This window comes from Clostridium sp. AT4 (genome assembly GCF_001517625.2).
Classification (GTDB): Bacteria; Bacillota; Clostridia; order Lachnospirales; family Lachnospiraceae; genus Enterocloster.
In genome coordinates, this window is sequence record NZ_LN999827.1 from 459332 (window position 1) to 485325 (window position 25994).

Below are 25994 nucleotides of genomic sequence, written 5' to 3' on the forward strand. Positions count from 1 at the left end.
GGGCCAAACTGTATTCCACTGATCAGAGAAAATTTTATTCTTCCATCTAACAAAGAATTTTCTCTCCTCTATAAAAAGTCTCTTACCAGCCAGTAACATCTTCCCACATTCTCGACTGATCAAATCCGGGAATCGAAAGAAACTAAGGGAGGCATTAAAACCATGTATGCAGTAATGAATCGGATTTATAATTTGGGAGCACAGCGCTGGGAAAAGCACGACGAGAAACGCTCAAAGGGGAAACCACCCTCAATCTTTTTAAAACGAGAATACCAAGACGATGTGGTACTTACACATCCTCTTTATGTGTGAGAGTAAATTCGTTTGCTTTGCCATAAAATCGATGCACACCCGCATAGCGGGTGGTTCTTTGTTTCGCAAGTCTCCGTTTTTCGGAACACGAAAAACTCCAACATACTCAATTGGATAAAGCCTTAATTAAAACAGCGCCCGCAACAGAATTTCCTCTGCCGGAGCGCTGTTTTCAAAACATATTTATAATCGGGATTGTAAGTCTTTACACTCCCATCTTCCTCTGAACAAACTTTACAACTTCCATAATCGGAATGATCAATACTGCCAGTCCCAGAGCAATAATATACTCATGGAAATCAATAGGAGTAAACTCAAATGCCTTTGCAAGGAACGGAACCTCGATTACTGCGGTTGTCAGAATCAGGGATACGATCATTGCACCGTAAAGGAAGGTATTTCCGGTCTTCATGGTGAAGATAGAACCTCTGCGGCTTCTCATATTCAGAGAGTGGCAGATCTCAACCATGGACAGGGTCAGGAATGCCATTGTTGTTCCGTCAGGGCTGTTTACAAATTCCCAGACGCCGCTTTCAATATAATGGCCTATGATATAGGAAACCATTACAAGGATCGTTACAACAAAACCCTGGAAGAATACGTCAAATCCCATACCGCCGGCAAAAATGCCTTCTCTCGGGTCTCTTGGAGACTGCTTCATAATGTCAGCCTCGCTCTTTTCCATACCCAGAGCCAGAGCAGGGAAACAGTCTGTGATCAGGTTGATCCACAAAAGATGTACCGGCTCCAGAATCGTAAAGCCGATCAGCGTTGCAAAGAAGATTGCCAGCACCTCTGCCAGATTGGAGGCTAACAGGAACTGAATCGCCTTACGGATATTTGCGTAAATGCGGCGTCCCTCTTCTACTGCGGATACGATTGTTGCAAAGTTGTCATCTGCAAGAACCATGTCTGCTACATTTTTGGTTACGTCTGTACCCGTAATACCCATTCCCACACCGATATCCGCACTCTTGATAGAAGGAGCATCGTTTACGCCGTCACCGGTCATAGCTGTAATACGGCCCTTTGCCTTCCATGCATTTACAATGCGTACCTTATGCTCAGGCTGTACGCGGGCATAAACGGAGTATTTTTCAATATCTGTCTTAAACTGCTCGTCGCTGATCTCATTTAACTGAGCGCCTGTAATCGCCTGGCTGGCATCCTCGATGATTCCCAGCTCCTTTGCAATGGCTACCGCTGTATCCTTGTGATCACCGGTAATCATAATAGGGCGGATTCCTGCCTCACGGCACTCAACGATTGCCGCCTTTACCTCAGGACGTACCGGGTCGATCATGCCGGAAAGTCCTACATATACCAGATCCTGCTCCAGATTGGAGGCGTCTGTATTCTCAGGCAGTGCCTTCCATTCTCTCATGGAACCGCAGAGTACGCGGAGCGCCTTATCTGCCATGGACTTATTATTCTTTAAAATGCTGCTGCGGATTTCGTCGGTCATTTCCACGATCTGTCCGCCCACATAGGCCTTTGTACAGCGTTTTAATACTTCATCCGGAGCGCCCTTTGTAAACTGGATGAAACGTCCGTCCGCAGTCTGATGAATGGTTGTCATCATCTTACGCATGGAATCAAAGGGAGCCTCAGCCACACGGACATATTCCTTTTCCAGCTGATCCTTTGGAAGTCCATTCTTTGCAGCATCATTTACAAGAGCACACTCGGTAGGTTCTCCCACTGCCTCGCCGCTGTCAGGGCTTAAGGAAGCATCGGAACAGAGCGCCATAGCAGTTTCCAAAAGCTTCTCATCATCTGCCACATGCTCCACAACAGTCATCTTATTCTGTGTCAACGTACCCGTCTTATCCGAACAGATAATCTGTGTACATCCCAGAGTCTCTACTGCAGTCAGCTTACGGATAATGGCATTTCTGCGGGACATATTTGTAACGCCGATGGAAAGCACGATGGTAACAACTGCAGCCAGACCCTCAGGAATTGCCGCTACTGCCAGAGAAACAGCTACCATAAATGTACTTAAGATCGTATCGCCGGTAATGCCTTCTGCGCTTCCCTGTGCACGGAACAGGCCTACTGCAAAGATAACCACACAGATTCCCACAACCAGCATGGTCAGGAACTTGCTCAGCTGATTCAGCTTGATCTGGAGAGGTGTTTCCTCATCCTTAGCCTGAGCCAGGGCATCTGCAATCTTACCCATTTCCGTATCCATACCGGTCGCTGTGATAACAGCTTTTCCACGGCCGTATACAACGGTGGAGCCCATGTATACCATATTTTTGCGGTCGCCTAAAGGTACGTCCTTTTCACCGCCCAGATTTAACACTTGGATAATCTTGTCTACAGGAACGGATTCTCCGGTAAGGGCCGCCTCCTCGATCTTCATGCTGGCGCATTCAATAATACGGCCGTCCGCAGGAACGGAATCGCCTGCTTCCAGAATCACTACGTCACCCGGTACCAGCTCTTCACTCTTTAATGTAACAAGCTTTCCGTCACGCAGCACCTTACTGGTAGCTGCCGCAATTTCCTGCAAAGCTGCGATTGCCGCCTCTGCCTTGCTTTCCTGAACAACGCCCAGAACTGCATTGATAATAACTACCGCCATAATGATGATCACATCTGCAAAGGACTCACCCTCGTAGTAAGCGGTAATACCTGAAATAACAGCTGCCACGATCAGAATAATGATCATGGGATCTGCCAGTTCATCAAGAAATTTCTTAAGAAGGGAATCTTTCTTTCCTTCCTTCAGCTTATTGTGCCCGAATTTTTCCAGACGGCTGGCAGCTTCCTGAGAAGAAAGTCCCTCTTCTGAAGTATTCTGCTCCTTCAGCACATCCTGAATACTGGACAGGTACTCTTTCATTGCTTTTTCCTCCTTATTATCATATGGAAGTGTCTCTCTCATCATTCCCGTACTGCAGGTGCACTATACATCTGTCTCACAGGCGCATCTGTGCATTTCCATTTCATTGGTGCAAACAAAACGAGACTTACCAGAAGTCCTCCCCTCTGCTGAGAAGACTCCCGATAAGTCTCGTCATTTAAAACCAAGCCACGGACACGCTCCGATGCTGTTGACTTCGCTACACGGTTCCCGGCCTGAAAACTGCCGGTCAACTGCGCTGACTACTCCCTTACTGCCAATAATGCTATCACGGACATGGGAAACTGTCAAGATTCTATTTTCAGGAGTTTTTATGTTCCTCTAAAAAGCGGTCAATTTCTTCCCGTACAGGCATAGAAAGTGTTGTCCCCATCTTCTGTACGGATAATGCAGCAAGACCACTTGCAAAACGGACTGCCTCCCATATATCCCTGCCTTCTGAAAGTGCAGCCAGAAGGCCTCCGTTAAAGGCGTCACCTGCTCCTGTGGTATCTACTGCTTCCACCTTAAAGCACGGAATAATTTCCTCTCTTCCTCCGGATGAAACAAACACACCTCTTGAGCCAAGAGTAATCAGAACCTCTTTAACACCTCTGTCATAAAAATAGGCTGCTGCCTTTTTCGCAGACTCCAAATCTTTTACAGGGACTCCCGTAATCTCTTCTGCCTCTACTTCATTAGGCGTTACCATATACGCTTTTGATAAAAACTCATCTGTAACCGGCGCATAAGGAGCTGTATTTACAATCACCTTACAGCCATGTTTACATGCCAATTCAGCTACAAGCTCATTGGCCTCTTGATTTACCTCCAGCTGCAGCAGTACATATTCTGCTTCCTTAAGCACCGCTTCAATGTTCTTTACTTCCTCTTCTGTTATAGTACTGCACGCTCCGGGAACAATGATAATCTCATTCTGGCTGGTCTTTTCATCTACTAAAATCAAAGCACATCCTGTTTCTGTATCATCCGTTACAAACATATGAGACGTATCCATCTGAAGCTCTCTCATCGTATTGAAAGCAACCTCTCCAAAACTGTCCCGTCCGACTTTCGATATCATAGTTACATCGGCGCCTGCTTTATGGGCGGCAACTCCCTGGTTAAATCCCTTTCCTCCCGGTCCCATTTTAAAAACGGAACCCTTTACCGTCTCTCCCGGTACAGGAAGACGAGGGCTTCTTGCCATCAGATCTACTACAAAACTTCCAAAAACCGCTGCCTTACTCATATTCTTTCCTCCAATCCCCAATATCATTCTTTTGATTTGTCTGTCCCCTATCGTACCTTCTCTCTGATTTCCAGCGTCCTCTCCAGCCCCGGATACAGCACTCCCGCAATCACCAGTCCGCTGATCCCCTGGATCCCATTGGCAGGGAGACTCAAAAAAGCGGCTGCCGGACCATAGAGAAGGCTTTCACAGAGAAAGTATCCGCCTGTCACCAGCAAAATATCTGTTATGCCACCATACAGCACTGCCAGCTTCCCGCTTTTTCCTTTGCTCACTCCATGACAGTATACCACAGATGTGACTGCAGCCACAAGGCCTTTGACCACGAATGTAATGGGTACATAAATAAAATATCCGCCCAGGAAATCAGCCATACAGGAGCCAATTCCCGCGGCCAGAAATGCAGCCACCGGATCCAGAAAAATCCCCGACAGGATTACCGCGGCATCGCCCGGATGAATATATCCTCCGGTACCTGGTGTAGGAATTCGGATTGCCATGGTAAAAACACAGCTCAGCGCTGCAAACAGGGCTGCTGCTGCCAGATTTTTTACAGAATTATTCCGCATCATACGTTCCTCCTTGCTTTTTCATCATTTCCCGTATTATAGCAGAATTATGGACTGGTTAAAATAACCATTTTAGCTATTTTAAACCAGTCCAGTTCTGTATTTCCTATTATCTTTTCATCCCTGTCTTTGCCACGTTTTTCATCCTGTCCATACAGTGCTCAAAAAAACTCTTATATGCCTGACAAAAATAGTTCTTATAATAATTGCTTCCCTCCACAGGATCCCTGTAGCGCTGGCATCCGCCCCGGCAGAGGAAGAAATAGGGACATTCCCGGCACTGGGGATCCAGCTGGTGGGAGCGCTTTATAAAGCCAGTCTCCTGACGACGTTTATCCATCTCTTCCATCGTATTCTCATTGAAATTCCCCAGACGGTATTCATCCAGCATATAAAAATCACAGGGATAGACACTTCCGTCCGCTTCTACCACATACTGGATCCCGCACTCGCCTCTCTGGTCGCAGGCCTCAGGGTAATACCCCATCAAAAGGGCAATGTAATTTTCAAACTGGCGGATATAGGGCTGACGGTTTTTCTGCCAATCCTTATACCAGAGATCAAAGAGCCGGGTGAGGAATCTGCCATAGGTCTCCGGCGAAATAGCATATTCTGTCTTCTGATGGCCTTCGCCCAGAGGATCCAGACAGGCAATATACTGCTGATAGTTCCAGCCTCTGCGGCTGTACGCCTTATAGATCTCATCTATCCCTGCAGCTGTTTTTTCTGTCACAACCGTAAGAATATTATACTCCACGCCATAAGCATCCATAAGCGCTGCAGCTTTTGTCACCACATCATAAGTTCCGCTGCCCTTTTTATCATGGCGGCAGGCATCATGGGTTTCCTTCGTTCCGTCAACCGAAAGTCCTACCAGAAAATGATTCTCCGCCAGAAAACGGCACCATTCTTCATCCAGAAGATACCCGTTGGTCTGGAAGGCATTATGTACCTGTATTCCTCTGCGGTTATACTTGTTCTGAAATTCTACCGCTTTTCGGAAAAAGTCCAGCCCCCGCAGCGCAGGCTCTCCCCCCTGATAGGCATAATTAACCTGTCTCCGGGCATGGACCATTGTCCTGCGAATCACATTTTTTAATGTTTCCTCAGACATAAAACCATAGGATTCCTGCTCTCTTTTCTGCATTTCATCACAGTAAAAGCAGTAATCACAATGCATATTGCACATTCCCGATGAAGGCTTCATCAACACGCTCGAATCCGGCATCTTTCTCTCCCTGTCGCTTCGTTAGAATACTTCTTTAAGCACCAGATCCACTACCTTCTCAAAGGTCTGCTTTACCCTTGCGGCAGTTTCCACTACCTCTGCATGATTCAGTGGCTGATCCAGAATGCCTGCTCCCGGATTGGTAACGCAGGAAATCCCCAGTACCGGGATACCGCAATGGCCGCATACGATTGCCTCCGGTACGGTAGACATTCCTACAGCATCCGCCCCCAGAAGCCCTGCCATGCGGACCTCTGCCGGTGTCTCATAATTAGGGCCGGAGAACATCATATATACGCCCTCCTCCAGATGAATTCCATTTTCCTGTGCTTTTTCCTTCAGACGTGTTCTGAATCCTGCATCATATACGCAGCTCATATCCGGAAAACGGGGGCCATCCTCCTCAAAATTAGAGCCAATCAGAGGATTAGAACCGGAATAATTGATATGGTCTTTGATAACCATCAGTGTTCCCGGCTCATAGGACCGGTTTACGCCTCCGGCTGCATTGGTAAGAAGAACCTTTTTAACGCCCAGACACTTCATAATCCGAATTGGAAGAGTGATCAGTCTCTGACTGTAGCCCTCATAATAATGAACTCTGCCCTGCATGGCGATGACTTTCTTTCCCATGCAGGTTCCCAGCACGAACTGCCCTGCATGGCCTGCCACTGTGGATACCGGGAAATCCGGGATATCATGGTAGGAAATCTTTACCGGATTTTCAATCTTATCCGCATAATCCCCCAGTCCGCTTCCCAGAATCATGCCGATCTCGGGCTCAAAATCCGTCTTTTCGCGGATGATGCGGACAGAATCCTCAATGATCTTGATCTCTTTTTCAGTTGTCATGGCTAGCACCTCTTTCTAAGCTATTGCTTTAAATCCACCATAAAACAATATATGGACTCCATAGCTTGTTTTCATTTTAAACATTAGAAAGCCTTTTGTAAAGATTTGGCCTGACAGCTTTTTAATCCGCTACTCTCCCAGAACTCAATCCCTCCTTTTTCCTCTTGCGCCAAGATACTGTTTCCGATATTCTCCAGGCGTAACGGACATAAGCTGTTTAAACACCCGTTCAAAATAAGTCAGACTGTTGAATCCAAGGCGATTGGCTATTTCCGTCATAGTCATCTCACGATTCAGAAGATATTCCCTGCTGGCTGCGATTCTGAATAAATTCACATATTCGGAAACTGTAAAATTTGTTACCTCTTTAAAAATACGGCACAAATAGGATCGGCTCATATAAAATCTTCCAGCCAGTTCATCAACATTTTCATGCTCCTCATAATGACCGGCAAGATAATCCGCAATCATACATACCCTTTTCTGCTTTTCCAAAGACCCCTGCATTGACGCTGAGTGAAAATTCTTTTCTCTGAATTTTTCCAGCTGGCTGCTACACACCAAGAGATTTAAAATCAACATTCTCAGCCTCAATTCTCTCTGTTCAGTTCCCCGATCCGTAATCGTTTTTTCTATTTTTTCAAAAACATCACGAATCTCCTCACATTTTCCTGTCTGAAAAACACCACAGCGCTGGGAAAACACCCGTTCCATATCTATACCCACCGCCTGACAGATTGGCGCAAATTCCGCCTCCTTTATCTCAATCAATATCCGGTCATGATATCTTCCTCCGATTATATTCAGCTTTGGAATACGCCTTTTATCTATAAAGGCAACACTTCCTGCCGCCATTTTTACACACCGGATTCCCGATTCAAAATAATACCTCTCTCCGTCTATTATATATTGAATCTGGTACTCGTTTCTGAAATAACCTACATTTTTTGTAAAATCTCTGTCTCTTTTCACTCTGCTGACTGCAAATCCTGAAAAGCACTCCCTGTATATGATTTGAAACACAGCAAACCCTTTCTTTTACCATCCAGCATGCAGCTATCCTTTCACACCCCCTGCAGATATTCCCTCCACAAATTCATTCTGAGCCAGGAAAAATACAATCAGCGTAGGAAGAAGAGCGATTATCGAGCTTACCAATACCCTGTTCCAGGCCGTTCCTGCATCTGCATCCATAGACATTTTCATAAAGATAGATGCCGGATACCGGCTGACTGTCTTTACATAGATAAGAGGCCCCTGAAAATCATTACTGGACCACATAAACTGAAACAAAGCGCAGGAGACAAGAGAAGGCTTCAGCATGGGCACAATTACCCTGCATAATGTCTGAAATGTATTGCATCCATCAATTTCCGCAGCCTCTTCCAACTCTCTGGGAACCCCACGCAAAAACTGGAGCAGCATAAATACAAAGTATGACTCAACTGCAAATAAGGTAGGAACGATCAAAGGAGCATATGAATCCGTCCATCCCCAACTGCTGAACATAATATACTGCGGAGCATTTAAAACAACCTGGGGCAAAAACAGTGTAGCAACCATTAAACCGCACATAAGATTACGGCCCGGATATCTGAATCTTGAAAAACTATATGCGGTCAATACAGAGGAAATCAGTGTGAAAACCACCTTGGGAATTACAATCATATATGTATTGAGCATAGATTTCCACAATGTAATCTGCCCACCCACCGGTTTTCCCAATCCGTCAAAGGCATCAAATACCCACTTTTTCGGAAAGATAGCCGCACTCGAAAAAATTTCTGCATTTGTCTTAAATACGGCGAAGCACATCCACACTAGCGGATATACCATAATAATTCCAACTATGATCAGAATAGCATACTGAACTATATTTTTCCATGTCTTTTTCTTCATGTTCAACTTCATCAGCGTCCACCATCCTCATCTGAATAATATACCCATTTCTTTTGACTCATAAAAGCTACCAAAGACAGTCCGCCTACTACTGTAAATAATACCCAAGCCTGAGCCGATGCCATTCCCATATCAAATTTAAGGAAAGCATTGTTGTAAATCAGAAGCGAAATCAATGTAGTGGCTCCGTTTGGTCCTCCATTTGTGATAACATACGGACCGTTAAATTCCTGAAATGCCGCGCAAAGCTGTGTAATCAGGTTATAAAAAATAACCGGACTTATCATTGGAATTGTAATTTTAAAAAACTGCTTCCATTTGTTTGCTCCATCTATACTGGCCGCTTCATACAGATCCCTGGGCACTCCTTTTAAGGCAGCGAGAAAAATAATCATAGAAGAACCAAATTGCCAAACTCTAAGAAGACAGATTAAAAACAACGCATATCCCGGATCTCCCAGCCATGATGGCCCTTCAATCCCCAAAACCATCAGCAGATTATTAATTACGCCCTGTTTCTGAAACAGAGCTTTCCATAATACAGCTACTGCAATAGAACCGCCTAAAACAGACGGAATATAGTAAGCGGTTCGAAAAAATCTTACCCCTTTTAAATTGAAGCAAAGAATATACGCTATAAACAATGCTGCCGTCAGTTTTAATGGCACTGTCAAAAATGCATATTTAAAGGTTATGGTTAAAACCTTCAGCATCTGAGGGTCTGTAAATATCTGCCTGTAATTGTCCAGAGTGTACCAATATGAGCTTTTCTGCAAATTCATATCTGTAAAACTGTAATATAAAGATGATAAAAACGGATATCCCTTAAACACCAAAAAACCAATCAGCCAGGGGACTGCATACAAAAATCCGATCCTCATCCTTCTTCTTTCCCTGGCAGAATACAAACTTTTGTTCTGTTTCTGTATTTTCACACCGATCCTCCTCTTAATTATGCATGGTGGCACATCATATGATTGATGTGCCACCAACACCTGCATAATACCCGGTTTTATTCTGTACTATTTGGACATTTTGGCATTCATGCCATCCAGAAGCATTTTAGCTGCCCCCTTAGCATCTGTCTCTCCATATGCAAATGCATTAAATACTTTATCGTATAAGCCTTCTGTTGTCGCCTTGTACTCGCTGCACTCGAAATACTCATCCATCGGGAATGTATTATCTTCAAGAGCATACTCTGTTGCCATTTTAGTCAGCTCATCCACATTTCCAGATGCTTCCAAAGCTTCCAGACCTGCTTTCGAATAAGGGATTCCTCTTTCATTTGCCATAAGAGCTACACCCTCAGGATCGTTTAACATGAACTCAAGAAGAGCGGCTGCTTCCTTGGGATATTTACAGGTTTTGGTAATTCCGAATGTCATAGATGCTCTGAACATACCGCCTTTATGCGGGAATCCTTCAAACATATGGGAAGTTACCATAGCCTCCGGATTAGGAAGAGCAGCCTTGGGATTTGCAGAGGATGTATTCCATGTGTATACGCCTGCCCATTTTCCCCCTGTCCATACTGGCGACTGCTCAACAGGATTGGCTGCATTATCTGCAATCATCTGCAGAGTGGGAATTACATGGGCTTCCTCCAGAGACTGAATCATCTCAAAGCCTTCTGCAATTTCCTCCTCGGTATAATTGCACTGATTGCCTGTTACCCACTCTTTTCCATACTTTGACTCAAGATACCATACCATGAATAAAGAGCGATCCAACGTATTAAGCATCATTGGATAATATTCATCACCCAGCTTTTCTTTAAAGGCAGAGCCGGATGCCAAAAGATCATCCCATGTTTTCGGAATAGGAACTCCTGCCTGATCAAACGTATCTTTATTCCAGAACATCACTCTAGCTGCCATGGAAACCGGAACCGCCCTCAGTTCCCCGTCTACTGTATAGGGTTCAAGGTTTTCAAACTGGCTCAAATCCAGATAATCGGACAGCTGATTTAAGTCGTAGAAAACTTCTCCATCTCCGCCAAACATAGTATGCCAGAACGGCCCCATCTGCACAATATCGTCTGCCTTTCCCTGAGAAAACGCCAGTCCCATTTTAGATTCCCAACCAGTCCATCCGCCAAAGCTTGATTCCACCTTAATATTGGGATATTTTTTCATGAATGCCTCGATTGCCTTCTGCGTAGCTTCATGACGGCTTTCTCCTCCCCACCAGCTGATAGTAAGGGTTATGTCCTCTGTGGTAAGTCCCTCTTCCCCTGCTGCTTCCGACGTCTCCACATTTGCTGCCGCAGCCTCACTGGTCTTTGCCTCACTCTCTTCGCTTCCCGGCTTTACCGCCTTACCGGCACAGGCTGTCATAGACATTGCCATTGATGCAGTTAATACTGCTGCCATAGATTTCTTTAATAATTTTCTCATTGAAATAACCTCCTGCTTTATCTCTTTGCGGACATTCTGATTCCGCATTTAATACAACGCTTTAATCCCTTCTGCCCGTACTGTCCAGTTTTCAGGAAAACCCGGCATTTTTTTTCCACAGCCTCTGTAACCGGCTGCCATCATGGCCAGAGCATAGAGAAATGATCCATTACCCGGAAGGTACAAAGGAAGATCCTTCCTGTATCCCTGTTTATTGTGACCGTTTAATACATATTCATTTTTCTGTGTATCTTTCAAAAGAATATCTACAGCCAGATCCCCCAGATCCAGACGAACGGCTGTCATTGCCATTACGGCAAAATCCCACCCCCAGGCAGTGTTAAAATCCCAGACCTCGAGAACCTTCTGAAGCGTCCGTTCTACCGTTTCCCGATCCAGGCGGTCGCCCCTGAGTATTCCACAGGCCATCAGCATGGACGGATGATCCTTTGCGTGATTTATATAAGTATCGGCACCATTCTCATGGGCAAGATAAACTCCCTCCGCAGATGCCGGAAGCGCCATAGCCTCGCTTACCATCCCCCATCTGCTGTTCCCCTTTCTTCCAGAACGCTTTGCCCATTCATCAGCAATATTCAAAGCTTCTCTCCAGTATTCCAATTCAAATACCGGATTAAGAGTTGTTTCCGGATCGTGAGTTTCCTGTACCGGAATCAGCGGAGGCCGCAGCTCATATACGTTTTTCTCACTGTTCCATTCTGCAAAATCTGCCATAAAATCAGCGGTTTCTCTGACAATTCCATAATATTTTTCCACCAGCTCTTCAGATGGTTCTGACTGATAAAGCAATTCCAGCATAAAAATAATGTGGGGCTGCTGCCAGATCAACAGCGGAGCAATCGGAGATGGCGAATCTTCTCCATCACAGCCTACCATCTTGGGCCAGCGTATCCCCTTATATCCGTTTCTCTCCGCATTTTCTTTTGCTTCATCCCGGTGCTCTATGTACCATTCAAAGGATTTTTCAAGCAGTCTCCCCTGAGAATAGGCCGGTAGAAAAGCGCTATGCCAAAAATGCATCTCAAGATGAAACTTACCGTACCAGCTGTTGCAGCTCAATCCCGTTTCAGCCGGCGGAAGGCTTCCTGTGCATTGCAGCCGAAGAAGATACAATGAAAGAATTTCCCTGCGCTCCAGTTCATGAGCTCTGGTATCCTGTGTTTCCCCAAAATCAATCAGGCCGGTATTTTCCCAGTAATCCCTCCAAAACACTTCGCTTTCTTCACAGCACTTATTAAATGTCGCGAACTGCCTGGGCACTGCGCGGTCAGTTAAAATAGTGATCTCCGCTTTTGCTGCATCAAATCGAATTGAGAAACGATGTTCCTCCTCCTGTATCATCTGCGCTCCATCCAGTTCTATCATAACCTGATACAGTAAATCATCCATAACACGATTTATCAGATACCGTTTTTCTCCAAGAGAAACCAGATAGCTTCCATGTCTGGATGGAGAAGTCCAGTCCGAACCTGTTATATCCGGAGAACCGTAGGGAAATTCCAGTTCCAGGCTCATATTTTTTTTCAACGATTCCCCTGCTTCTATCCTCAGTCCAAGCCGGTTGCTGTTTCCGCTGCATACAGTCTGTACCTTTACCGCTTCCCTGCTGAGCTGAAAACAGCTATTTAAAATACCCGTATACAAATCCAGTTCCTGATGGACCTCTGTAATCTGCCCCGAGGAAATCCTTCGTCCATTTACCCGGAACCCCAAACGGTAAAGATTTATCTTATGAGGATTTTTTCTCAGCCAGTCATAAACCTTCTCGTTCTTCTCCGTTTTTTTCACCGGATAGCGAAATGTACGTCCTTCGCGTTTATAGGAAGTCATCTCCAGATCTTTAAGACTGTACACACGTCCATGGTCACTCTCTGTATGCCATCCAAAATTTCCCATTGTACAAAGAGGAAATGCATCTCTATACTCTTCATACAATGTTTGAACTCCCGTTACATCCGCTGTAAAAACGAACTCTCCATTCCCCACGGAAAGCGGAGAATCATATGCTGGTTCGTACAATATTATGTTGTGTTTTTTTATCAATTTATATCGGTTTATCATCTATTTTTTAGAGTTTTTTACTGTTTTCTCTTTCCTTTCTTTGTTTCCATTAGTATATATCGTCATTTTTATTTTTTCAATATTCCCGCCTCATTGTGGCCCAATACTGAAAATCCGCATCAAATTCAAACTATATTTACTGCCTCTTTCCAAAAAAAGAACGGTCATTTTCACAAAAGAAAAGCCGTTCTTTCCAACACTCAGAAGAAAATCTCTGCCTGTATATTTCTGATTTTACCGATTCTCAATCTCCATCAGCATATTCACCCGTCTCTCATGTCTGCCGCCTTCAAACTCAGCGTCCAGCCATGCTTCGGTGATCATCTTTGCCATCTCGCTTCCCACTACTCTGGCGCCAAAGGCAAGGACGTTGCTGTTATTGTGCATACGGGACAGCTTTGCGCTGTAGGGTTCGCTGCATACACAGGCGCGCACGCCCTTTACCTTATTAGCTGCCAGTGAAATGCCTACGCCGGTGCCGCAGATCACGATACCCAGATCTGCTTCTTTGGAAGCCACAGCCCGTCCTACCTTTTCACCATATACAGGGTAATCGCAGCTTTCTGTAGAATTGGTACCCAAATCAATAACCTCGTAGCCTTTTCCCTCTACAAACTCCTTAATAATATTTTTAAGCTCAATGGCTGTATGGTCGTTTCCCATTGCAATTTTCATTTTCATTTTCTCCTCATTCTCTCAAAAAATTCCTCCATCCGGTCAAGCCGGGAGGTCATGGACATAAGCAGCAGATCTGCCGCAGTAAGCGCTGCCATGGCTTCTGCCACCACAACTGCCCTTGGAACGATAATGGGATCGTGACGTCCATGGATCTCGATCTCCCGTTCTTTCCCGCTCCGGTCCACCGTGGACTGAGGCTGGGCAATGGACGGAGTAGGCTTAAAGGCCGCCCGTATTACAACCGGGCTGGAATCGCTCATCCCTCCCAGGACGCCACCGGAGTGATTGGTTCGCTTGGCCGGGTGGCCCGCACTGTCAATGCAGAAGCTGTCGTTATCCTGTGAACCGGTGGATACTGCCGCCTCAAATCCGTCTCCGATCTCAACGCCTTTCACTGCTCCAATGGACATCATGGCTTTTGCCAGAGCCGCATCCAGCTTGTCAAACACCGGCTCTCCCACGCCTGCGGGAAGCCCCTCGATCACACACTCTACCACACCGCCGCAGGAATCCCTTCGAGCCATCATATCCTCTAAATAACTCTCTGCTTCCTTTGCCGCAATGTCATCAGGCATATAAAGACGGTTTTCCCACATTTTGGAAATCTCCATCCGGGACCGGTCGATGCTTACAGGGCCGATTGCGCTGGTATAAGCAAAAACCCTTACCCCAAGGCGCTCCAGAAGCTTTGCGGCCACTGCTCCGGCTGCTACCCGGCCAATGGTCTCCCGTCCGGAGGAACGGCCGCCTCCTCTGTAATCCCTGAAGCCATACTTTTGATCAAAGGTGAAATCTGCATGACCGGGGCGGTATACATCCATGATATTGCTGTAATCGTGGGATCTCTGGTCTGTATTCCGCACCTCCAGGGCAATCGGCGTTCCGGTTGTCTTTCCTTCAAAGACGCCAGAAAGGATTTCCACCTGATCGCCCTCCTGTCTGGCTGTGGTAAAGCGGCTCTGCCCCGGCTTTCTCCGGTCTAAATATCTCTGAATATCTTCTTCATCTAAGGGCAGACCTGCCGGACAGCCGTCTATGACCACGCCAATGCCCTTTCCATGGGACTCTCCCCAGGTGCTGACGCGAAAAAGCGTCCCGTAAATTGAACCCGCCATGACTAATCTCCAATCTTTACAATCGCACAGCAGTTTGGTTCATTAACCGGAATGCTTCTTCCGCTCATGACCAGAAGTCCCTTCTCATAGTCTACCTTAAAGAAGGAAATGCTGCCGCTGTCATGGTTAATGGACGCAATATGCTTCCCATCCGGGAAAACAGCCACGTCCTTAGGATATTCGCCGCTGATCGGCAGGCAGCAGATCATGGAAAGAAGTCCTGTTTCCTCATCCCTGCTGTAGATACTTACCGTATTCTCTCCCGCATTGGTGCAGTAAACATACTTCTCATCCCAGGACATACGCATCGCGCAGGCTGCCGTAAGATTGCCCGGATTTTTCGTCGAGGTAGTAGAAATCGTCTGGATCTTCTCGATTACGGGAGCTCTGTCCCCTGTTTCATAAGTAAATACATCAATTACATTTTTAAGCTCGTACATCAGATAAAGGAAGCGTCCGTCCCTGCTGAACCGGAAATGTCTGGGCGCAGATTCCAGGTCGCAGCGGATGGCGTCTACCTGAACCATCTTCTGCTCCTTATCATTAAAGCGGTAAATCTTTACCTGATCCACTCCGTTGTCCACACTGAGGATGTATTTATTGTCCGGCATCCGGCGGGTGCATGTCACGTGAGGGCGGAAATTACGCTCTGCCACGCTTCCATATCCTTTATCATATACACCGTCCACGATCCCCCCTACAGAGCCGTCTTTGTTCAAGCTCAGGATCGTGGTCTTTCCGTCATGATAACCGGATACGAAGATAAACTTGTCCTCCAGATCGCTGCACAGATGACAGCCCCTCATTCCGCGGATGGGCGCGCTGTTTAAACGCGCCAGGGCGCCGTTCTGCAGGATCCGGAAAGACACCACTCCTTCATCGGCAATGGAATACAATGTCTTTCCATCGCTGGAGGCAATTACATAGGAAGAATTATTTACCTCCATCTCGCAGCGCTCCTTAAACGTTCCCTTCTCCACATCTACGTCAAATACTGTGATTCCCTTTGCTTTCCCGGTATAGGAGTAGGATCCCACATATGCCATATATCTGCCGCTCATACCTGTATTTACCTCCTGAATATAAGTCCGATTTTGTTAAAACCTATCATATCATAATTTTTATTATTTGTTAACCGCTAACTTTCAGAAAAGGTATTGACACCTGATTTATTTCATGTATAATGAAATTCGCCTTGTTTATTATTACTAAACTTTTTGATTATTTATATATTGGGTTAGTATTGCTAAACTTTTTGTATATTTTGCAGCCGTGCAGGGAGGAATTGTATGGATATCGGAAACAGACTGAAGGAGCTTCGTGTCTTAAAGGGACTGACTCAGGAGGAGCTGGCCGACCGCTCGGAGCTTTCCAAGGGGTTTATCTCTCAGCTGGAACGCAATCTGACCTCTCCCTCTATCGCTACTCTGATGGATATTCTCCAGTGTCTGGGAACTTCTATCGGGGAGTTTTTTACGGAAGAGCCTGAGGAACAGATCGTATTCGGCACTCAGGACTACTTTGAAAAAGTAGATCCTGAATACAACAATGAAATCAAATGGATCATTCCCAATGCTCAGAAAAACACCATGGAACCCATTCTCTTAACGCTCAAAGCCGGCGGTTCTACCTACCCGGATACACCTCATGAGGGAGAAGAATTCGGCTATATTCTGAAGGGTTCTGTTTCCATCCATCTGGGAAAAAAGACATACCATGCCAAAAAGGGAGAATCCTTCTATTACACAGCAGATAAAAAACACTATCTTTCAAGCAAAAACGGCGCCATGCTCATCTGGGTAAGTTCACCTCCCAGTTTTTAATACGGCCTCCGTTGTAAAAAAGACAATGTTATGACCCACTTCACTTTATAAAGGAGAAAAGACAAATGAGCCAGCCATTGATTGATTTACAGCACATCTCAAAAAGCTTTGACGGCGAGCTGATCCTGGATGATCTGAATCTCTCCATCAAGGAAAACAGCTTCGTCACCTTACTTGGCCCCAGCGGCTGCGGAAAGACCACTACTCTGCGTATCCTGGGAGGCTTTACCAGTCCCGATACCGGAAAGGTTCTCTTTGATGGTCAGGATATCACAAAGCTTCCGCCCAACAAGCGGCAGTTAAATACGGTTTTTCAGAAATATGCCCTGTTTCCTCATATGAGCATTGCGGACAATATTGCCTTTGGCCTGAAAATAAAAAACAAGCCCAAAAGCTATATTGATGACAAAATCCGCTACGCATTAAAGCTGGTCAATCTCTCCGGCTACGAAAAGCGCGATGTAACCTCTCTCTCCGGCGGTCAGCAGCAGCGTATTGCCATTGCAAGAGCCATTGTAAACGAACCGAGAGTGCTGCTCCTTGACGAGCCTCTGGGCGCTCTGGATTTAAAGCTGCGCCAGGATATGCAGTATGAACTGATCCGCCTGAAAAATGAGCTTGGCATCACTTTTATCTATGTAACCCACGATCAGGAAGAGGCTCTTACCATGTCAGACACCATTGTTGTTATGAACCAGGGCTATATCCAGCAGATGGGATCTCCGGAGCAGATCTACAATGAGCCGGAAAATGCCTTTGTAGCCGACTTTATCGGCGAAAGCAACATCGTCCACGGCATCATGCTTCAGGACGAGCTGGTTGAGATCTTTGGGGCAAAATTTGCCTGTGTGGATAAGGGCTTTGGCACAAATAAGCCAGTGGATGTCGTGATCCGTCCTGAAGATATCGACCTTGTAGAACCGGAAAAGGGCACGCTTGTCGGCACAGTGACCCATCTGATCTTCAAGGGTGTTCACTATGAGATGGAAGTTACTACCCCGGACGGCTTTGAGTGGCTGGTTCACTCCACTGATATGTTCCCCGTTGGAAAGCAGGTGGGAATCCATGTAGATCCCTTTGATATCCAGATCATGAACAAGCCTGCGTCTGAGGATGAGGAGGCGCTGGGAGTCGATGAATAAGGAAAAGAAATATCTCGATCTGGGGAAATCCCTTCTCTCCGGCCCCTATCTGGTCTGGATGACCGGTTTTACTATTATTCCTCTGCTCATGATTCTCTGGTATGGACTGACGGGACGTGACGGAGCTTTTACATTGGAAAATATCCTGTCAATCGCAGAACCGGATCATATGAAGGCTCTGGTGCTGTCTCTGGGTTTATCCCTGATCAGCACTCTGCTTTGCCTTTTTCTTGCATATCCTCTGGCTATGATTTTAAGAGGACGGGGAAATAAGGCCGGCAGCTTTATCGTATTTATTTTTATCCTCCCCATGTGGATGAATTTTCTGCTGAGAACCCTTGCATGGCAGACGCTTCTGGAGAAAAACGGCGTAATCAACGGAATCCTTTCCTTTTTCCATCTGCCCGGTATCTCCATTATCAATACTCCGGCAGCTATTGTACTGGGTATGGTATACAACTTCCTGCCCTTTATGGTTCTTCCGATTTATAATGTACTTGCCAAGATTGACGACAGCGTTATCAATGCGGCTCAGGATCTGGGAGCCAATACCTTCCAGACCTTTATAAAGATCTGGCTTCCTTTAAGCCTTCCGGGAGTCATCAGCGGAATCACCATGGTATTTGTGCCTTCTCTGACCACATTCGTTATCTCAGACCTCTTAGGCGGCAGCAAGATCCTTCTCATCGGAAATGTAATCGAGCAGGAGTTCACACGCGGAAGCAACTGGAACCAGGGAAGCGGTCTTTCCCTGGTGCTGATGATCTTTATTCTGATCAGCATGGCTATGATTGCCAAATATGACAAAAATGGAGAAGGGAGCGCATTCTGATGGTAAAAAGCAGAAAAATGATACGGAAGATCATTTCCGATTTCTATATGGTGCTTATCCTGATCTTTTTGTACGCACCCATCCTCACTATGATGATATTGTCCTTTAACCAGTCCAAATCCAGAGCACGGTGGGGCGGTTTTACTCTTGACTGGTATCTGCAGATGTTTGACAGCCGCTCCATTATGAGCGCCCTGTCAACCACCCTGATCATTGCCTTTGTTTCAGCCCTTGCGGCAGCTGTTATCGGAACAGCGGCAGCTATTGCCATTCAGTCTATGAGGCTGGTTCCCAGGACAATTATTATGGGAATCACAAACATTCCCATGCTGAATGCAGATATCGTTACAGGCATTTCACTGATGCTGTCCTTTATTGCCTTTGGCGTATCATTAGGCTTTAAAACCGTGCTGATCGCTCATATCACCTTTAATATACCTTATGTGATTTTAAGCGTCATGCCCAAGCTGAAGCAGACGGATAAGAGTACCTATGAGGCGGCTCTGGATCTGGGAGCCACTCCCCTTCAGGCATTTTTTAAAGTGGTCTTCCCGGATATTCTGCCCGGAGTGCTGTCCGGCTTCCTTTTATCCTTTACCATGTCTCTGGATGATTTTATTATCACCCATTTTACAAAGGGCGCAGGCATCAATACTTTGTCTACGCTGATTTACAGCGAGGTACGCAGGGGCATTAAGCCATCCATGTATGCCCTTTCCACAGTCATTTTCCTGACTGTACTGATCCTTCTGCTGATCGTAAATTTCCGTTCCTTTAAGAAAAAGGACTGAAATAATTCATTACTATTAAAAAGGAGAGCGACCCATGAAACGAACACCCATCCTCCTCACAGCAGGAGCACTGGCTGCCCTGATGACCGCAGGTCTTCTGACCGGCTGCGGCGGTTCCGGCAAAAATGGTTCTTCGGGAGATGACAACAAACTTTATGTATACAACTGGGGCGAATATATTGACGAAAGCGTCATCGACGACTTTGAAAAGGAAACCGGTATTCAGGTGGTCTACGACGTATTTGAAACCAACGAAGAAATGTATCCTGTAATTGAAGCCGGAGGCGTAAGCTATGATGTGGTATGTCCCTCCGACTATATGATCCAGAAGATGATCGAAAACAACCTTCTGGCTGAAATCAACTTTGACAATATCCCCAATTACAAAGAAATCGGACAGGAATATCTGGATATATCCAAAGGTTTTGACCCGGAAAACAAATATTCCGTTCCCTACTGCTGGGGTACCATGGGAATCCTCTACAATACGCAGATGATCGAGGAGCTGGGCGTTCCTGCTCCCACCAAATGGGCCGATCTGTGGGATGAACGTCTGGAGGGAGAAATTCTCATGCAGAACAGCGTCCGCGACGCCTTTACCGTAGCTTTAAAGAGCCTTGGATATTCCTTAAATACCCAAAATCCTGATGAACTGCAGCAGGCAAAGGATGAGCTGATCCGCCAGAAGCCTCTGGTTCAGGCTTATGTAATTGATCAGGTAAGAGATAAGATGATCGGCGGAGAAGCAGCCGTGGGAGCCATCTACTCCGGAGAAATGCTCTATATCCAGAATGCAGTTAAGGAGCAGGAAGCTGATTTTACTCTGGAGTATGTAATTCCGGAGGACGGAACCAACTACTGGGTTGACTCCTGGGTCATTCCCGCCAATGCAGAGCACAAAGAAAATGCAGAAAAATGGATTGACTTTCTGTGCCGCCCCGATATCGCAAAGAAAAATTTTGAGTACATTACCTATGCCACTCCCAACAAAGGTACCTATGAGCTGCTGGATGAGGAGCTGAAACAGAATAAAGCTCTGTTCCCGGATCTCTCCGCTCTCACCAACTGTGAAATCATACAGTACCCCGGCGAAGAAGCCGACGCCCTTTATAACGAGCTCTGGAAAGAGGTCAAGGCAAACTGACGGACTGCTGCGGCTGTCCCATCTACGCGTTTACTAATGGAGGATAAGAATGAAAAAGAAAACAGCTGTTTCACTGGGCATGCTCTCTCTGGCCCTTGCCGCCGGTCTTCTCACTGCCTGCGGTTCCGGCCAAAAAACCGGGGCTGAGGAAGGCTCCGGCGAAGACAACAAATTATATGTATACAACTGGGGGGAATACATTGACGAAAGCGTAATTGACGAATTTGAGGAAGAAACAGGAATCGAAGTCGTATACGACCTTTTTGAAACAAATGAAGAAATGTATCCCATCATAGAAGCGGGAGCGGTAAAGTACGATGTGATCTGTCCTTCCGACTATACCATCCAGCGTATGATCCAGAATAACCTGCTGGCTGAAATCAATTTTGACAATGTACCCAATATCAAAGAAATCGGCCCGGAATATATGGATATGGCAAAGGATTTTGATCCGGAGAACAAATACGCAGTTCCCTACTGCTGGGGTACGGAAGGAATCCTCTACAATAAGCAGCGCTTTGATGAGCTTGGCATCCCATATCCCACCAAATGGGCAGATCTGTGGAATCCTGAGTTAGAGGGCGAGATCCTGATGCACAATACCCTGCGCTATGCATTTATGGCCGCATTAAAGATCAAAGGCTACTCTTTGAATACCACAGACCCGGATCAGCTGGCTGAGGCCAGAGATATGCTCATTGAGCAGAAGCCCCTGGTTCAGGCCTATGTAATCGACCAGGTAAGGGACAAGATGATTAACGGCGAGGCTGCTGCTGCCATGCTTTATTCCGGTGATCTCCTTTATATTCAGGATACCGCAAAGGAGCAGGGTTCTGAATTTGATCTGGAGTATGTGCTTCCCGAAGAGGGAACCTCCTACTGGATCGATTGCTGGGTCATCCCTGCCAATGCAGAGCACAAGGAAAATGCCGAGAAATGGATTAACTTCCTGTGCCGCCCTGACATTGCAAAGAAGAACTTTGAATACATTACCTACGCTACCCCTAACAAGGGCGCCTTTGAGCTGCTGGACGAGGAGCTGCAGAATAACAAGGCTGTGTTCCCGGATCTTTCCCAGCTGAAAAACAGCGAGAGCGTTCAGTATCTGGGCGAGGAAGTAAATGATATGTACAATGAGATGTGGAAGCAGGTAAAAGCAAACTAAACAGCTGTCTGTGAAAGAGCCGGGCATATCATCAGTGGACAAAATGAATCATGGTTTGCTTGTCAATCCTTTTCTTCTATGATACACTGAAGAGGTAGCAGTTCCCGTTTTTCAGGCAGACGGGAAAGAAAACCGTAAGGGGGAATGTTTGTTTTGAAAATACAGGAATCCGCTGAAAACTACCTGGAAACGATCTATATGCTGAGCCGCCATAAACCCTATGTCCGCTCCATTGATATTGCAAATGAACTGAGTTTTTCAAAGCCCAGTGTCAGCGTAGCTATGAAAAACCTGAGGGAAAACGGCTATATCCGCATGGATGAACAGGGTCACATCACACTTACTGAGACTGGACAGTCCATTGCTGACGTTATGTACGAACGCCATATTCTTTTGTCCAACTGGCTGATCTATCTGGGTGTGGATCCTCAGACAGCTGCAGAGGATGCCTGCCGTATGGAGCATGTAATCAGTCCGGAAAGCTTTGAAGCAATTAAGAAACATATTACCCAGGGAAATGAGCTTCCAAAGGAGCTTAAGGAGGAATCTATTCATGCTTAAAGACCTTGTAAAAAGCTGCCGCTCCTATCGGCGGTTCTATGAAGATATATCCATTCCGCAGGAAGAGCTGACAGATATGATCGATACGGTGCGCCTTACAGGCTGCACAGCCAACTGTCAGCCCCTAAAATACCGCATCATCCGTACTCCGGAGGAATGCGCGGCAATTTTTCCCAGTCTTTCCTGGGCAGGCGCCCTGAAAGACTGGGACGGACCGGAAAAGGGAGAACGGCCCTCTGCCTATATCGTCATTCTCTGTGATCTGACTGTGGCCAAAAATAAACAGTGGGATGAGGGAATCGCCGCCCAGACGCTCATGCTGGCAGCTGCAGAAAAGGGCTATGGCGGCTGCATGATCGGAAGCTGCAGGCGCAGTGAGATTCTGTCCATTTTAAAGCTTAATCCGGAAAACTATTCTGTGGGCCTGGTTCTGGCCCTGGGAAAACCCAAAGAGGAGGTCCGGCTTGTACCTGTAGGGGACGATGGAAGCACAACGTACTACAGGGATGAAAATCAGGTGCATTATGTTCCCAAGAGAAGTCTGGAGGATGTGCTGGTTTGATTTCTTCCGTTTTACAGAGATGAATTCTGCTTTTGACATTTTCATATGACACCTAAAAAGGACGCCGTTCTGCCTGAGCAGATGCGTCCTTTTTTCATTCCATTATATCGTTTTTATCTACCAATCAGCTTCATAACCAAAGGAATCTGTCTATATAATTACCCCTTCAGAGCCCTCATGGCATTCAAAATCGCGATCACGGACACTCCCACATCCGCAAACACAGCTTCCCACATATTAGCCGCGCCAAAGGCTCCCATCGCCAGAACGATCAATTTCACGCCCAGGGCAAAGACGATATTCTGCATCACAATTCGGAGTGTTTTACGAGAAATACGGACAACGGCTGCAATCTTTCTGGGATCATCATCCATAAGGACAATATCAGCCGCCTCGATAGCTGCGTCCGATCCCATGCTTCCCATAGCGATTCCCACATCTGCACGGGAGAGCACCGGGGCATCATTGATGCCGTCGCCTACAAAGACCAGCTTCTCCTTTCCCTTGCATTCTGCCAGCAGTTTTTCTACCATATCTACCTTGTCGCCGGGAAGGAGTTCTGCATGAACCTCATCCAGGCCGATTTCCTTTGCCACTGCTTCCCCGGTTTCCTTTCGGTCTCCGGTAAGCATCACTGTCTTTGCAGCACCGGCCTTTTTAAGATCACGCATTGCTTCAGGAATGCCTTCTTTTATTACATCGGAAATAAGAATGGAACCCAGAAAGTTTCCTTCCTCTGCCAGATAAACCACCGTTCCCACGCCCGGACATGGCTTATAGGCAATATTTTCCATCTTCATCAGACGGTCATTTCCTGCCAGCACAGTGCGTCCGTCTGCCTTTACACGGATTCCATGACCGGGAATCTCCTCTGCATCTGCGATCCTCGTATGCTCAAAAGAATGCCCCCAAGCTTCACGGATAGACCTGGAAACAGGATGGTCGGAGGAGCTTTCTGCCAGGGCTGCCAGTTCTAACAGAGCCAGCTGGGAAGCCGACCAGCCGTCAGCTTTATCTGTATCCTGCCTTTTCTCTATTGTTTCCTGATCCGCATCCCCGGACGGATAAATGCCTGTCACCTTAAATTCTCCCTTAGTAAGGGTTCCCGTCTTGTCAAATACCACTGTATGGACATTTGCAAGAGCCTCCAGATAATTACTTCCCTTTACCAATACACCTTTTTTAGAAGCCGCTCCGATTCCGGAAAAGAAGCTCATGGGAACGGAAATGACCAGTGCACAGGGACAGGAAATCACCAGGAAAGTACAGGCTCTGCGTATCCCTTCGCTCCATGTCTGTCCAAAAAACAGCGGAGGAAGAATAGCAAGAACTACTGCCGCAATCACCACAACCGGGGTATAATACCTTGCAAACCGGGTAATAAAGTTCTCCACCGGCGCCTTTTTGCTGCTGGCATTCTCTACCAGTTCCAGAATACGTGCTACTGTGGAATCGTCAAATTCTTTCGTAACCTCTACCCGCAGCAGTCCGCTTCCATTGACGCATCCACTGATCATCTCATCTCCTGCTCTGACTCTTCTCGGGACGGACTCTCCTGTAAGAGCAGATGTATCGATCATGGAGTCTCCGGAAATAACCCTTCCGTCCAGAGGGATCCTCTCTCCGGCCTTTATGACAATTATATCCCCCACTGATACATCATCCGGATCCACCTGCTTTAGCTGTCCGTCTTCTTCAATATTGGCATACTCCGGGCAAATATCCATCAGGTCTGAGATTGACTGGCGGGAACGGTTTACGGCATAATTCTGAAACAGCTCCCCTACCTGATAAAACAGCATCACCGCAACTGCTTCTGAGTACTGTTGTACCGCAAATGCTCCTACTGTAGCCAGAGCCATCAGAAAGTTTTCATCAAACACCTGTCCGTTTCTGATATTGCGCAGAGCCCGGTAAATAATGTCCCATCCGATGAAAAAATAGGGGATCAGATACAGCGCCGGCCATACCGGGCTTTTCTCCCTAAACGGCAGAAGTCCCAAATGCTCTGTTACTGTGAGGGCAATATAGATTCCAAAGGTTCCAAGGATACGTATAAGCATACGCTTCTGCTTTACTGTCATGTTCCGTTATTCCTCCTGATGCATCATTCTCAACGGCTCTACATCTGAATTGTACAGTCCGGCTCTACTTTTCTGCATACAGACTGCACTTCCTCCATAATCTCATCAAAACGGCTGTCATCCGCTTCAATCGTCATCTTCTGAGTCATAAAGCTCACATTGGCATCCCTTACCCCGTCAATCTTTTTAATGGCGTTTTCCATCTTTGCAGCACAGTTCGCACAGTCTAAATTAGTTAATTTGAATTTCTTTTTCATGTTCTTATTTTCCTCCATTTTTATATTCTTACTCTGATATGTGATCCATACCCTGACTGAGTATGGTCTTTACATGGCTGTCTGCCAGAGAATAAAATACGGCCTTTCCTTCCCGCCGGTTCTTCACCAGACGGTTCTGCTTTAAAATCCTAAGCTGATGGGAAATAGCGGACTGATTCATGTTTAAAAGCTGGGCAATATCGCACACGCACATCTCTGATTCAAACAATACATACAAAATCTTAATCCGTGTGGAATCGCCAAACACCTTAAAAATCTCCGCCAGATCGTACAGCTGATCCTCATCCGGCATCTTATCAGTCACGGACTTTACCACATCCTCATGAACCTGATAAAAATCACAGCACTCTACATCATTTAATGCCATCTTTT

At 46.3% G+C, this 25994-nt stretch carries 24 protein-coding genes; 8 read left to right on the plus strand and 16 right to left on the minus strand.

Translation table 11 applies throughout. The features are described from left to right. Positions 1 to 517: 517 nt before the first annotated feature. The 13 genes from BN3656_RS05325 to BN3656_RS05385 all read right to left on the minus strand — a co-directional run bounded on the left by BN3656_RS05325 (position 518) and on the right by BN3656_RS05385 (position 16301). Positions 518 to 3166 carry a cation-translocating P-type ATPase gene (locus tag BN3656_RS05325; protein WP_081422856.1) on the minus strand — a complete coding sequence of 883 codons (2649 nt, stop codon included), beginning with the start codon at positions 3164 to 3166 and terminating at the stop codon, positions 518 to 520. Positions 3167 to 3488: 322 nt separating this feature from the next. Next, complete coding sequence (gene rbsK, locus BN3656_RS05330; protein WP_066544945.1) at positions 3489 to 4418, minus strand: ribokinase; 930 nt, start codon at positions 4416 to 4418, stop codon at positions 3489 to 3491. Positions 4419 to 4465: 47 nt separating this feature from the next. Further along, positions 4466 to 4990 carry an ECF transporter S component gene (locus BN3656_RS05335; RefSeq protein ID WP_331467874.1) on the minus strand — a complete coding sequence of 175 codons (525 nt, stop codon included), beginning with the start codon at positions 4988 to 4990 and terminating at the stop codon, positions 4466 to 4468. A 106-nt stretch (positions 4991 to 5096) separates the two neighbouring features. Then, entirely contained in the window at positions 5097 to 6215 is a 1119-nt protein-coding gene (locus tag BN3656_RS05340; protein ID WP_066544951.1) for an anaerobic sulfatase maturase, read from the minus strand. 21 nt (positions 6216 to 6236) lie between these two features. Further along, positions 6237 to 7067 carry a purine-nucleoside phosphorylase gene (locus tag BN3656_RS05345; RefSeq protein ID WP_066544952.1) on the minus strand — a complete coding sequence of 277 codons (831 nt, stop codon included), beginning with the start codon at positions 7065 to 7067 and terminating at the stop codon, positions 6237 to 6239. A 144-nt stretch (positions 7068 to 7211) separates the two neighbouring features. Then, complete coding sequence (locus tag BN3656_RS05350) at positions 7212 to 8090, minus strand: AraC family transcriptional regulator (protein ID WP_066544953.1); 879 nt, start codon at positions 8088 to 8090, stop codon at positions 7212 to 7214. Between the two features lie 33 nt (positions 8091 to 8123). Further along, positions 8124 to 8978, minus strand: a complete 855-nt coding sequence (locus BN3656_RS05355; protein ID WP_066544954.1) for a carbohydrate ABC transporter permease — start codon at positions 8976 to 8978, stop codon at positions 8124 to 8126. Beyond that, positions 8978 to 9847 (minus strand): sugar ABC transporter permease, encoded by an 870-nt coding sequence (locus BN3656_RS05360; RefSeq protein ID WP_066545314.1) that lies wholly within the window; start codon positions 9845 to 9847, stop codon positions 8978 to 8980. The genes BN3656_RS05355 and BN3656_RS05360 overlap by 1 nt, the downstream gene beginning before the upstream one ends. Before the next feature lie 141 nt (positions 9848 to 9988). Next, positions 9989 to 11365, minus strand: a complete 1377-nt coding sequence (locus BN3656_RS05365; RefSeq protein WP_066544957.1) for an ABC transporter substrate-binding protein — start codon at positions 11363 to 11365, stop codon at positions 9989 to 9991. A gap of 48 nt (positions 11366 to 11413) precedes the next feature. After that, positions 11414 to 13321 (minus strand): hypothetical protein, encoded by a 1908-nt coding sequence (locus BN3656_RS05370; protein ID WP_066544959.1) that lies wholly within the window; start codon positions 13319 to 13321, stop codon positions 11414 to 11416. 360 nt (positions 13322 to 13681) lie between these two features. Next, positions 13682 to 14122 carry a ribose 5-phosphate isomerase B gene (rpiB, locus tag BN3656_RS05375; RefSeq protein WP_066544961.1) on the minus strand — a complete coding sequence of 147 codons (441 nt, stop codon included), beginning with the start codon at positions 14120 to 14122 and terminating at the stop codon, positions 13682 to 13684. A gap of 2 nt (positions 14123 to 14124) precedes the next feature. Beyond that, a complete protein-coding gene (gene aroC / locus BN3656_RS05380; protein WP_066544963.1) occupies positions 14125 to 15240 on the minus strand; it encodes a chorismate synthase in 1116 nt (371 codons plus the stop codon). 2 nt (positions 15241 to 15242) lie between these two features. Continuing rightward, positions 15243 to 16301: a beta-propeller fold lactonase family protein gene (locus BN3656_RS05385; protein WP_066544966.1), complete on the minus strand. Its 1059-nt coding sequence runs from the start codon at positions 16299 to 16301 to the stop codon at positions 15243 to 15245. A 228-nt stretch (positions 16302 to 16529) separates the two neighbouring features. Here BN3656_RS05385 and BN3656_RS05390 point away from each other — a divergent pair, with 228 nt between their 5' ends. The 8 genes from BN3656_RS05390 (at position 16530) to BN3656_RS05425 (ending at position 23260) form a co-directional block, all read left to right on the plus strand. Beyond that, positions 16530 to 17063, plus strand: a complete 534-nt coding sequence (locus BN3656_RS05390; RefSeq protein WP_066544968.1) for a helix-turn-helix domain-containing protein — start codon at positions 16530 to 16532, stop codon at positions 17061 to 17063. Between the two features lie 65 nt (positions 17064 to 17128). After that, complete coding sequence (potA, locus tag BN3656_RS05395) at positions 17129 to 18205, plus strand: spermidine/putrescine ABC transporter ATP-binding protein (protein WP_066544970.1); 1077 nt, start codon at positions 17129 to 17131, stop codon at positions 18203 to 18205. After that, positions 18198 to 19037, plus strand: coding sequence for an ABC transporter permease (locus tag BN3656_RS05400; RefSeq protein WP_066544971.1), 840 nt, complete (start codon positions 18198 to 18200; stop codon positions 19035 to 19037). The genes potA and BN3656_RS05400 overlap by 8 nt, the downstream gene beginning before the upstream one ends. Further along, positions 19037 to 19828: an ABC transporter permease gene (locus BN3656_RS05405; RefSeq protein ID WP_066544973.1), complete on the plus strand. Its 792-nt coding sequence runs from the start codon at positions 19037 to 19039 to the stop codon at positions 19826 to 19828. Before BN3656_RS05400 ends, BN3656_RS05405 begins: the two co-directional genes overlap by 1 nt. Before the next feature lie 34 nt (positions 19829 to 19862). Then, positions 19863 to 20972 (plus strand): ABC transporter substrate-binding protein, encoded by a 1110-nt coding sequence (locus tag BN3656_RS05410; protein WP_066544975.1) that lies wholly within the window; start codon positions 19863 to 19865, stop codon positions 20970 to 20972. Positions 20973 to 21021: 49 nt separating this feature from the next. Further along, on the plus strand, positions 21022 to 22137 hold the full coding sequence (locus BN3656_RS05415) for an ABC transporter substrate-binding protein (RefSeq protein ID WP_066544977.1): 1116 nt from the start codon (positions 21022 to 21024) through the stop codon (positions 22135 to 22137). Positions 22138 to 22290: 153 nt separating this feature from the next. After that, entirely contained in the window at positions 22291 to 22698 is a 408-nt protein-coding gene (locus tag BN3656_RS05420) for a metal-dependent transcriptional regulator (protein WP_179297077.1), read from the plus strand. Further along, positions 22691 to 23260 (plus strand): nitroreductase family protein, encoded by a 570-nt coding sequence (locus BN3656_RS05425; protein ID WP_066544980.1) that lies wholly within the window; start codon positions 22691 to 22693, stop codon positions 23258 to 23260. Before BN3656_RS05420 ends, BN3656_RS05425 begins: the two co-directional genes overlap by 8 nt. Positions 23261 to 23418: 158 nt before the next feature. On the opposite strand, the gene BN3656_RS05430 is transcribed toward BN3656_RS05425, so the two are convergent. The 3 genes from BN3656_RS05430 to BN3656_RS05440 are packed head-to-tail and all read right to left on the minus strand — an operon-like array spanning position 23419 to position 25989. Continuing rightward, positions 23419 to 25344 (minus strand): heavy metal translocating P-type ATPase, encoded by a 1926-nt coding sequence (locus BN3656_RS05430; RefSeq protein WP_066544983.1) that lies wholly within the window; start codon positions 25342 to 25344, stop codon positions 23419 to 23421. A 38-nt stretch (positions 25345 to 25382) separates the two neighbouring features. Continuing rightward, positions 25383 to 25601 (minus strand): cation transporter, encoded by a 219-nt coding sequence (locus tag BN3656_RS05435; RefSeq protein WP_066544984.1) that lies wholly within the window; start codon positions 25599 to 25601, stop codon positions 25383 to 25385. A 28-nt stretch (positions 25602 to 25629) separates the two neighbouring features. Beyond that, positions 25630 to 25989 carry a metalloregulator ArsR/SmtB family transcription factor gene (locus BN3656_RS05440; RefSeq protein WP_066544985.1) on the minus strand — a complete coding sequence of 120 codons (360 nt, stop codon included), beginning with the start codon at positions 25987 to 25989 and terminating at the stop codon, positions 25630 to 25632. Positions 25990 to 25994 lie beyond the last annotated feature (5 nt).